Annotated in this window: 9 protein-coding genes and 1 pseudogene; 5 read left to right on the forward strand and 5 right to left on the reverse strand. The window is 46.7% G+C overall.

Annotated features, from left to right (window positions below):
- Positions 1–387 precede the first annotated feature (387 nt).
- The 5 genes from csm5 to cas10 form a co-directional block, all read right to left on the reverse strand.
- Positions 388–1674 (reverse strand): type III-A CRISPR-associated RAMP protein Csm5, encoded by a 1287-nt coding sequence (csm5, locus tag RIE73_RS10830; protein WP_446401198.1) that lies wholly within the window; start codon positions 1672–1674, stop codon positions 388–390.
- A gap of 323 nt (positions 1675–1997) precedes the next feature.
- Positions 1998–3074 carry a type III-A CRISPR-associated RAMP protein Csm4 gene (gene csm4, locus RIE73_RS10835; RefSeq protein WP_446401199.1) on the reverse strand — a complete coding sequence of 359 codons (1077 nt, stop codon included), beginning with the start codon at positions 3072–3074 and terminating at the stop codon, positions 1998–2000.
- Between the two features lie 108 nt (positions 3075–3182).
- Entirely contained in the window at positions 3183–4151 is a 969-nt protein-coding gene (gene csm3, locus RIE73_RS10840; protein WP_446401200.1) for a type III-A CRISPR-associated RAMP protein Csm3, read from the reverse strand.
- 2 nt (positions 4152–4153) lie between these two features.
- Entirely contained in the window at positions 4154–4663 is a 510-nt protein-coding gene (gene csm2, locus RIE73_RS10845) for a type III-A CRISPR-associated protein Csm2 (protein WP_446401201.1), read from the reverse strand.
- A 468-nt stretch (positions 4664–5131) separates the two neighbouring features.
- Entirely contained in the window at positions 5132–7513 is a 2382-nt protein-coding gene (gene cas10 / locus RIE73_RS10850; RefSeq protein ID WP_446401202.1) for a type III-A CRISPR-associated protein Cas10/Csm1, read from the reverse strand.
- A 31-nt stretch (positions 7514–7544) separates the two neighbouring features.
- Between cas10 and RIE73_RS10855 the strand changes: the two genes are divergently transcribed.
- The 5 genes and pseudogenes from RIE73_RS10855 (at position 7545) to RIE73_RS10875 (ending at position 9621) form a co-directional block, all read left to right on the forward strand.
- Positions 7545–7733 carry a hypothetical protein gene (locus RIE73_RS10855; RefSeq protein WP_446401203.1) on the forward strand — a complete coding sequence of 63 codons (189 nt, stop codon included), beginning with the start codon at positions 7545–7547 and terminating at the stop codon, positions 7731–7733.
- Between the two features lie 176 nt (positions 7734–7909).
- A complete protein-coding gene (locus RIE73_RS10860; RefSeq protein ID WP_446401204.1) occupies positions 7910–8893 on the forward strand; it encodes an RNA-guided endonuclease InsQ/TnpB family protein in 984 nt (327 codons plus the stop codon).
- Positions 8856–8951 (forward strand): annotated as a pseudogene (locus RIE73_RS10865) (hypothetical protein); the annotation flags it as partial. The gene RIE73_RS10860 and the pseudogene RIE73_RS10865, both read left to right, overlap by 38 nt.
- Positions 8952–8960: 9 nt before the next feature.
- Positions 8961–9143, forward strand: a complete 183-nt coding sequence (locus RIE73_RS10870; RefSeq protein ID WP_446401206.1) for a hypothetical protein — start codon at positions 8961–8963, stop codon at positions 9141–9143.
- Positions 9144–9438: 295 nt separating this feature from the next.
- On the forward strand, positions 9439–9621 hold the full coding sequence (locus RIE73_RS10875) for a hypothetical protein (RefSeq protein WP_446401205.1): 183 nt from the start codon (positions 9439–9441) through the stop codon (positions 9619–9621).
- The last annotated feature ends 261 nt before the right edge of the window (positions 9622–9882 follow it).

Below are 9882 nucleotides of genomic sequence, written 5' to 3' on the forward strand. Positions count from 1 at the left end.
CCGTACAGAATTCGGTTCGGTCAAACTCACTTCTAAAAGCCGAAACGCCCTATTTTTCGTTCTCACTCTTCCTTGTCTACTGGTCTACCTGTCTTCTAAGTCTTGCCTAGACCCCCATCTTAAAAACCTACCCTTGTGAGCTCCCTAACCCTCCCCTGCGAGGGGAGGGAAGCAGAATATATTTTCGTTAGCGGGACTTACAAACTCCCTTTTCCTATAGAAACTCCCCCTTCCCTTACAAACTCTCTTTTCCCATAAAAACTCTCTTTTCCCTTTCAAACTCCCCCTTCCCTTGCAGGGAAGGGGGCTGGGGGGTTAGGTTTATCCAAATTGCCAACAGCTTCACCACTATCACCTGAATAAAAAAGTAAGTTATATAATTTCCCCTCACCCCCTCACTTTCAAATTCACCCATCCTGGAACATACCGAATATCCCCTTGAGAATTCACCACCGTTCGCCGAGACTTGGGCGCTTCAAAATTCGGTGCAGCAATTCCACAAGTATCCCGAATTTGTTGCTGTACGTCTGGTGCAAATACATGATTAATCGTTGTCCCAAATAACCCACTTCCCCAGCCTAATCGCAACGTATACGGACAATCCGGTTTCGCATAGAAATTGTCCCAAACCAAATCAAAATTCAACGACTTCTCCCGATGGCGATTATTTCGCAGGTTTTGCCAATACTCAACCTGTTTATCCCACTGCTGTTGGGCAAACTCCTGACAAATCTGTAGTAAATCATCAATCGTACTAAAAGGAATCTCTATTCCCTGACGATGGCGAAACCAAGACAGCATCTCCTGATCCAACGTAATCGTAAACTCCGTGCGGACATTTCGCACCATCTCTACATACAGAGGCGCTTTATACTTAGCCAGCCAGTCTGGAAAATGACTAGACACAATCACCTCCGCCACAACTGGAGAATTAAAACCAACCTTTTTCCCCCGCTTATTCTTGCGCGTATGCTTCACCAAAGGCGACGTATCCGACACCTTAACCGCCCGTAAAATATCCGTATTTTGGATAGATTTAGGATTGTACTCTTTCCCCTGATGCTGCAACGAATAATCGCCAAACCAATTATCCATAAACAACGGATTATCCACAAACTTCTGTTGCTGCTTATTCCCCAACCCCCCCTGACTCAATCGCTTGCGTAACTCCGACTCAATCGCGCTAATGCCCTCTGTTGGGGGAATACGACTCAGAAAACAATTCGCGATCGCGGTTCGGATTGCCCCTTTTATTGAGGAACCAGGAATATATAATTGTCCCATGCCATTGCGAATCATCGGGCGCAGCATAGAAATCCTTTGTCCTTCCTCCTGAGTCCACAGGGGACGCACATCAGAAAGTTGCTTTAATTTCTCTTGCCAAGTATCACCAAAAGCGACTTGAATTAAAGATGCAATACTGTCTTGATTTTCAATCGTCGCCATATAATCTTGCAGAAACCGTCCCCCCTGTTTCAGCAACGCTTGCGCCAAGGCTTCTGGATTCGGGAGATAAATAGTTGTCCCCACTTGTACATATTCAAAGGGATTCAGTTGAGAGACTTCTGATCCAATATGTAAGATAGGACTTCTCAGTTCAATCGTTTTCGATTCATAACTCTGGGTTTTGTAGGTATTGAAGATAGTTAAAGCTGAGGCATTAGAATGGGTCATGATATTCAATTAAGGTAGAGGGCAAAATAAAATTGTAGGAGGGCTGAAGGGTTCAAGCATTATGAAGAGATCCCCCCTAGCCCCCCTTAAAAAGGGGGGAATAATAAACAAACGGCTCAAAGTTTTCCTCCTAAATCGGTAGTCGGTGAACTTTCCTTTCAAAGTCCCCCTTTTGAAGGGGGATTTAGGGGGATCTAAACTGGTGAAACCTACGACTATCCATCGGCAATTTAATCGAGGAGACAGTTTCAGATTCAATTGACCGAAATAAAAACTCGCGTCCTCTCTCCCCACCAGCAACAGTTCCAAAATTAACATAACCTTTACCTTTTTCCTTTTTCCTTAATTGGCAAACTCAACCCAATCCCATTCCGATAAACCTGATGAGACTTAAACCTAGCAGGCGTTACATCTGCCAACTCTCCATCAGGAACAAAGGGAAAAACCGACCCTTCTATAAACATTTTTACATTTTGACGCCGCAATTGCTGTCCAGAAAAGGGAGACCCAATCCAACCGCCCCGTTCCCGGACTTCGTAGTAGGCACGATTCTCCAATTCATGCCTTAACTCCGACGCAAAACTCCCCTGCCAAAACAAACTCATTAAACAATAATAGTTGCCTCCCTGAAAACTCACCACCTGCTGCCAATCTGGGGGTAAATCCGACCAACCGTCCACCTGAAACAGTCCCGCACCGCTGGAACGTTCCCCGCCAATTCCGGTTTCCGCCAATAACTGAAGCGCTGCATATAAACGATTCTCTAACTCTGGATTTTCTTGACTAAAATTGAGCAAAAAATACAACCCTGAATGATGAGGCGCTTGTTCAAACGTAACCAACCCCGTATGATAAAAATTAGTAGCCTGAGTGAGACGGTCTATCGCCACTTTCGGCAATGTTTGCTTCTGATAGGTTTTCCCATATTCAAACGTTCTCGCCTCATGTAACTCCCCCTGAACCCCTCCCCGTCGGGAATTCGCCGTCTCCTCCAACTCCAGGCGATCGCCTTCTGTAAACCCTTGCCCTTGATACCAACGTTGCCAAATTTTTAGAGGTAAATACTCTAGCTTTTTGTACGCCTTCGCAAATCCTAAATCATCCCCTGTGGGATAATTCTGAGGCGGAATGAAGGGACGAGGCAAATAATAAATTATCCTTTCCCCCCATTGCTGATAAATAAACGTGGAACTCATTCGCACCGGAGGAGATGCCCGAAACTCTGCCAACAAATCCTCCACTGCATCTGTACCAAATAAACGGACATACGCCGTAATCCAAGCACTAAATAACGTATCTGAACGCACCCGTTCCGCCGTTTCTTCCATACCAATTCCCACCTCACCAAAATGTACTGGGTGGCGTCCAAAATTCAGTCGTACTAACTTCCAAAGACTCATAGTAGCAAGTAAAAATTAATCCAATCTTCGGGTGCGTTAGCGAAGCGTAACGCACCAGTTGTTGACCTTATTGTTTTGGTGGGCGCAAGGATGGTGCCCCTACTGCGTTTATTCAGGTAATTCTCCCTGAATTTGACCAGAAAGTTGACCAAACCCTCTCAACAACGCCAAAGTATCCTCAAACTCCAAAAACGGCGACCGGAAATTAATCGTCTCATCCGTCGTTACTCGACGATATTGACTTAAATTCCGCCAAAAACAGCGAAAGTTACAAAACTCCACCTTGCCATAGCCACGAGACCCATGTCCGCCCAAGGCATCATCTTCTAGAATAGACAAAGCCACGGCAATATTCTGTAAATCCTCCACCCCTTGCTGGACATCTTCCACCGTATAAACCAACTCAAACTCAAACCGAGAATCTGCCGGAACCCGTTCAATTTGGCGGGGATTTGCAGCAGCCGTAACGCGGTCAATCCCGTTTTCAAATTTCCACTCGGTCATGTATAATCGGGTATCAACCCGCTGGAGTTTCTTCGCCGATTCCTCTTGTAAATGAGAATCCCGAATCATCAACCGGGCGGGATGATTTCGACCCCGTTTAACCTGGGTATATTCCACCCCATCAATCTCGCGAGTCACTATTCTTCCCTGGCTTTCAACCGCCTCTAAGTCTTCCTGTCGCCTCAAATTACTTTCCACCCAAAAATTAGACCCACCTGTAGACCCAAATAAGCGACTAATCGGACAGGTTCTCGCCCCTTGATAAGCAATCGGGTCACCACTGTCTACCTGGCTATAGCCATCAACCCAATCATCACTTTCATAGCGATAAGTATCCCGACTCCCTGCCCGATTCAGAGGTTTATTATAGAACCGTTCTAAAATTGAGCGCAGTTTTCCTTTAATTGAGGAACCGGGAAGATAAGGGAACTGAGTCAGGGGGTCACGAACCACTGGCTTATCTAAGCCGCCAATATCCAGGTTTTCTCCCCCTCCACCGATGTGGAGTCCTGTTTTAACCACCAGGGTACTTTCTAAGCGGAATTTACCAATTAAGGGTCTAGGTTGCAGCATGATTAATTATCTCGTCCTCCAGCAGCTTTGTGATAGGCAATAATCGATTCAATGAGTTGAACTAAGCGATGAAAATCTGGGGTATCATATACATGGTCAATAGCGACAGCGATAACATCAGCCAGGGGTTGAACGGGGCTTTTATGGCGACTTTGCTGACGGGCGGCGGCATAAGCGAGTTTGGGTTTAAGTAGGACAACTTCATCTTCGATGGTTGTAAATTTTTCCTGTTCATCTTGCGAGAGTTTGACTTTTAAGCGATTAACCGCATCCAAGAATTTGCGAATTTGATTGGTTTTTAACCCTTGGCTGACTAGATAATTTCCCAGGTTTTCCGCCTGAGTAACCAGTTGGCGAATTTCATAGTCTCGCAGTCCGTTTTTCAGGTGGCGGATGGTTTGAATCATTTCCTGGTCTGGACTGATATCAGTCTTGACGCCAGAGGATTTCTGAATGGCAGTTGAAGATTCTATTTTTTTGTGTCGTTCGGGTCTTTTGGGCGGTTGGTTCATAGTGATTAGTTTAAGTAAGGTAGCAGGAAAATGTAGGGGCGCAAGGCTTGCGCCCTTGTCAAATTAAGCGATAAACCCCTCACCCCCAGCCCCTCTCCCACTCTGGGGAGAGGGGAGTAAGAGGGAAGAAAAAAGGGAACAATCAGAGAGTTAAAAGGTAGCAAAACAGAAATAATATTGGAACAATCAACAATCCTTTTAAAGGCGTTATCTGCTGCATCCTTTCCCCCTTCTCCCATGAAACAAAAGCGAAGCATCCTTTGTCATCCCTCCTCGCAGGGGGGAACGAGGGGGGTGGGAAAGGGCGTAGGGGATGAGGGTGAAATGCTTCAAAAATCAGCAAACAGTCACGGGTTAAATGTAACATCATAGTCTTCATTATGGGTCATTTTTGCTGGAGTCTAGTGCAGCAGTGCAGAAATAACTAACCAGTTAACAAGCTTTCTCAAAGCAGCTACATTATGTTCCTCATCGCCTTCTGCCCTCTGCCTTCGGACTTCTGCCTTTGTCTCGATTTAACGCCTCAATCCACGTTGCTATCGCCCGGAAATAAGGGGCGTTATAAGGACTCTTTAACGAGACACGTATCGGCTGAAAAGTTGGCTGATTGAGAACCGATTGAGGTAATCGGGCTAAGGTATAGGCAATTTTAGGAAGATGTAAGAAATAGCGAGTATCCCACTGCTGTTTCTCTGGCTGGTCTTTCATTTCTTTGATCATGTGTTCTTGGAGTTCGGCGGTAATTAACAGGTGACGGACAAAACGGCGGGAATAATACTGATCTAAATGTTGATTTAACCAGTAAACCAAAGGAAAAACTCCCCATAGCGGCGGCTGCGTTTCCGGCTGCAAATACTCCCTCACCTCCGGATCAAGTTCCGCTAAATTCCCTCGCCCTAACCATTCTTCCCATTTAAACACCTGATCAAATAAACCTAAACTGCGCCGCCCATTTCCTTTCGCGGCTTCCTCCGCCTTTTTCGCTGTCTTAGCGGCTTGATAGAGGGGAAACTTTGCCCCCGCCAGACTAATTCCCCCGGATAAGGTAATATCGGGATGGTGTCCGGTATAGGCGCGGAAACATTGGTACACATCAAAGCCAAATTCGACGACTTCATTCCAAGTGCCACTGATAAACACATCATCACCACCCGCATAAATAAATAATAGATTCTGGCGCGGAGTTTCACTCAAGGCTTGGGCGTTGGCTAAGACAGGAACCTTGTCCCGAAGACTGAGAAAGTTCTCCTGGCGAGACTGGGCTAAACTATTCAGATACACCTTAAAGAAATAACTGATTAATCGCGACAATCCCGCCACTCGCGCTAAAGTTTGCTTCTCCCCCAGCCCCCGGGCAAAAATTTGTCCCAATCGGTCTACATCCATCTGCAAATAACCGACTCGTTGAATTCCTGGGGCAATATCTGCCAGTTCGGCGGCGGACATAAACCCAGATTCGCCTTCTTTTTGCGTCTGCTGTCCGTAGTTTCCTAAGAGTAGGGGAACTGCATTCCGATAATGGCGGAAACTATAATGGTCAATTGTCCAGTCGTTGACCAGAAATACGGTGTCTAAATTGGGGTCAATCTGTTTCCAGTTTTGCCAGTTTGGGTACAATCGATAGTCAATGGTCACGGCTTCCCGTTCCTCGGTTGCGGGTAACTGGAAGGAGAGAAGCGGCTGGGAATTAGACTTATTGGCAGATGGCGATTCCCCCTTATCTGGGCGATGGGAACGGATAATCGCAGCTAGATGGAACAACTCGCCCCCCAATTTAAACATCTGGCGACAGGTATCGCAGGCTAAGACGGAATCGGGTTCATGGGGGTTGAGGGGGTGGAGGGTGTCTACATCATCTCGATGACATACCCGACAAGGGTCATAAGCCGGACGGGGTTGCATCAGGGCGGACAGACTCTGGGCAAATTTCCGGGATTTTTGTTGGGCTAATTTTTGAGTGACGGTTGACCAAGATTGGGCAAATTCGGCAGTTTTCACGGCTTGGGGGTCAAATTCCTGACTAGCCAAGGCGAGGAAGATGTTTCCTTGGAAATGGTGAAATAACCATTGATTCATCTGCTGCTGAACGTGTTGCATCCGGCGACAATTTTCCGGTGTTGAAGCGGCGATAAGGTAGAGATTCCCGCCGCCTGCATAGATAATCGTTGTGCGCGGTAATTCTAGGGTGTCTAGGAGTTGTTGGACGACTTCTTCGGTTACCAATTCCAGGTAAAAACTCCGCGCCCGTAAGGATTTTAATGCGCCATCACTGGAGATGGTATAGATAAACTTTTGAATTCCGGATAAGTCTCCGGCGATTAGCATCAGTTTCCCGGTAGCGGAGGTATTCGCTAAGGCGACAGCGATAGCAGCCGTGGCGCGAGTTAAGTCAATTAATGCCACATCTTCTTGACCCAAACTTAGATGGGAGGCAAATTTCTCTAAAATTAGCGTCAATAAGGAGAGGTTTTGCCAGTCTGAGGGGGTGAGATGAGTGAGAACCTGGCGAATGGCGTCCTGTATTTCCCCCATCTCTGGTGGTTGCGGTTGAGGATAAGGAATCGGGGGATTAGTATCCGCGATCGCAACGGCATTCCAGTAATATTTCCTTAGGGGACACTGGGTTAGTTGTACCTGGTCAAACAGAACTCGCAAGGGTTTCGGGGTTTGGGATTCTTGCCAGTCCAACAGGTTAATGGCTTGCGTGACCGCGATTTGAGGGAGTTCTGGAAGGGTGACATCGGTCAATTCCAGGGGTGAATTCGTCCAGGTTGCCAAAATCCGGACGGCTTTTTGAACGATGGCGAGGGCGATTTCATGGTTTTGGGTGAGGGTGGGACTGTTTTTCACGGCGAACTGAGTTAGTGATTCCCTGTTCTTTATGGTTCCCAGTCTACTCCCTGGGTGGAAGTGGTGGTTTCCATCTAGAAGGCAGAGGGCAGAGGGCAGAAGGCAGAAGGCTTTTTTAAGGCAGAAGGCAGAAGGCTTTTTTAAGGCAGAAGGCAGAGGGCAGAGGGCAGAGGGCTTTTTTAAGGCAGAAGGCAGAGGGCAGAGGGCAGAGGGCAGATAAGTTATCTTAACAGGGGGGTTTGGGGGAGTTGTAAGACCCACGCTGTACCCTTCGACTCCGCTCAGGGTCAGCGTTGGGATACACAACTCCCCCAAGTTAATTTAGGTGACTCAACGTTACCTAAATTAACAGTTAACAGTACAAGACTAGCCAGTAAATGCTGTATAATACAGGGTATGCTGACATTTAACTATCGCTACCGAATCTATCCAGATGTCACTCAAGAGGAACGGTTAATTGAGTGGATGGAAATCGGTCGTCGTGCATATAACTATGCATTGGGGGAGATAAAGGATTGGTGCAATAGTCGTAAATGCTTGATTGATAGATGCTCTCTAGAGAAAGAGTACATCATTCCAGCCGATGCTAAGTTTCCTGGCGAGGTTCAACAGCTTAACAACTTGCCTAAAGCTAAGAAGGAATTCCCCAAGTTAAAAGAGGTTCCCTCCCAAGTCCTTCAGCAAGCGATTAAGCAATTGCATAGAGCCTGGGATTACTTTAAGTCTCGTGGGTTTGGCTTTCCCCGATTTAAAAAGGTGGGGCAGTTTAAATCGCTACTGTTTCCTCAGTTTAAGGAAAACCCTGTAGCCGATTTGCTTATGAAGCTACCCAAACTTGGGGCAATTCCTATCAACCTGCACCGACCCATTCCATCTGGGTTCACGGTTAAGCAAGTACGAATCATTCGGAAAGCCGACCGATGGTATGCATCTATCAATATTCAATGTGATGTTAGCGTTCCTGCTCCTAAGCCTCATGGACATCCAATTGGGATAGACGTGGGACTGGATAAATTTCTGGCTACCAGCGAGGGTACTATTGTCAAACCGCCTAAGTTTTTCAAGACACTACAAAGCAAGCTGAAATTGTTGCAACGTAGGCTGTCCAGGAAAACAAAGCGGTCTAAAAATTACGAAAAAGCCAGGATCAAAGTAGCTCGACTTCACCACTACATTGACAACACTAGAAAGGATTTCCATTTTAAGCAAGCTCACGCCCTTTGCGACACGGGTGATATGGTTTTTATGGAAGACCTGGATTACCGGATCACCGAAGAGAGGGTTCCTTGGGAAACAGATGTTGGATGGCGGTTTTGGTCAATTTCGCACCATCACTCAATATGTGTGTTGGAAGCGTGGGAAATTCTTTGCTGTTGTTGATGCTAGAGGGACTTCCCAGGAGTGTCCTGAGTGTAAGGGTGAGGTCAAAAAAGACCTGAGTATTCGGGTGCATGAGTGCCCTCACTGTGGCTATAAAACCGATAGGGATGTTGCCAGTGGTCAAGTCATCAGAAACCGAGGGATAGAATCAATTAGTACCGATGGACTATCGGGAATGGAAACTGCCTGTGCAGACGATCTACCGGGGATTGGTGAAAGCCAAAACCATCCAAGTGTTGAAATCCCGTAAGGGAGTAACCAGGAAATCCTCAAAGTGATTTGGGGAAGCCTGCACCATAATCTTTGATTTGGTGCGGGAGGATGTCACTGAAAATAAGTGTCAAGTATTCGGGGTAATTTTAGACCCCCCAGATTTGCCTATCTCTAAGCCTTGCCTAGTAAGGGTTTCAAATCGATAGGGTTTCATACAACTTCCCCTTCACGGGGACGGAAACCTTTCCGCCTCTTCTGATGGCAGGTTCATGTACTCTGCTTGGTATTTCATACAACTTCCCCTTCACGGGGACGGAAACTCAGAAAAATAAGTGAACCCTTCAGAGGAATCAGTGGTTCGGGCTTACTTTCGAGTTAGAGAATTGTACCGTTACATCGCCAAAAACATCCCCCACTGCGATCGCGATCCGGTAACTCTTGACCCCAAACAGAATCAGCGATTAACTCACCCCTCCCCCATCAACCGAGGCAAAATAAATCCAGGGTTTTCGTGATCGCCTGATTCCTGGCGATGACTCCAATCAACGATATGATAAGGAGTTGACGTTCCTGTTGTCTTAGGTTAGATTACCTGTAGTCACCAATTGGGCAGAAATGTTCTGGCGATCGCACAGAGAGTCAACTACTCACGGTTACTTCGTTGAACCGTGAGCTTGGAAGAATCAGGTTCCAGTAACAGTTGTCTACCGCATGAGTTTCTAGATGGTACGCACTTCCGAATGTTTTCCTAGTTCGGAAAAACTGCAAAACTTCTG

The sequence above is a fragment of the Coleofasciculus sp. C1-SOL-03 genome (genome assembly GCF_040220555.1).
GTDB lineage: Bacteria > Cyanobacteriota > Cyanobacteriia > Cyanobacteriales > Coleofasciculaceae > Coleofasciculus.

Bases quoted from the DNA above. Each gene is read 5' to 3' on its own strand.
- csm3 (WP_446401200.1), bottom strand. From the start codon at position 4,151: ATGCTGCAACCTAGACCCTTAATTGGTAAATTCCGCTTAGAAAGTACC.
- RIE73_RS10860 (WP_446401204.1), top strand. From the start codon at position 7,910: ATGCTGACATTTAACTATCGCTACCGAATCTATCCAGATGTCACTCAA.
- csm4 (WP_446401199.1), bottom strand. From the start codon at position 3,074: ATGAGTCTTTGGAAGTTAGTACGACTGAATTTTGGACGCCACCCAGTA.
- csm2 (WP_446401201.1), bottom strand. From the start codon at position 4,663: ATGAACCAACCGCCCAAAAGACCCGAACGACACAAAAAAATAGAATCT.
- csm5 (WP_446401198.1), bottom strand. From the start codon at position 1,674: ATGACCCATTCTAATGCCTCAGCTTTAACTATCTTCAATACCTACAAA.
- RIE73_RS10855 (WP_446401203.1), top strand. From the start codon at position 7,545: ATGGTTCCCAGTCTACTCCCTGGGTGGAAGTGGTGGTTTCCATCTAGA.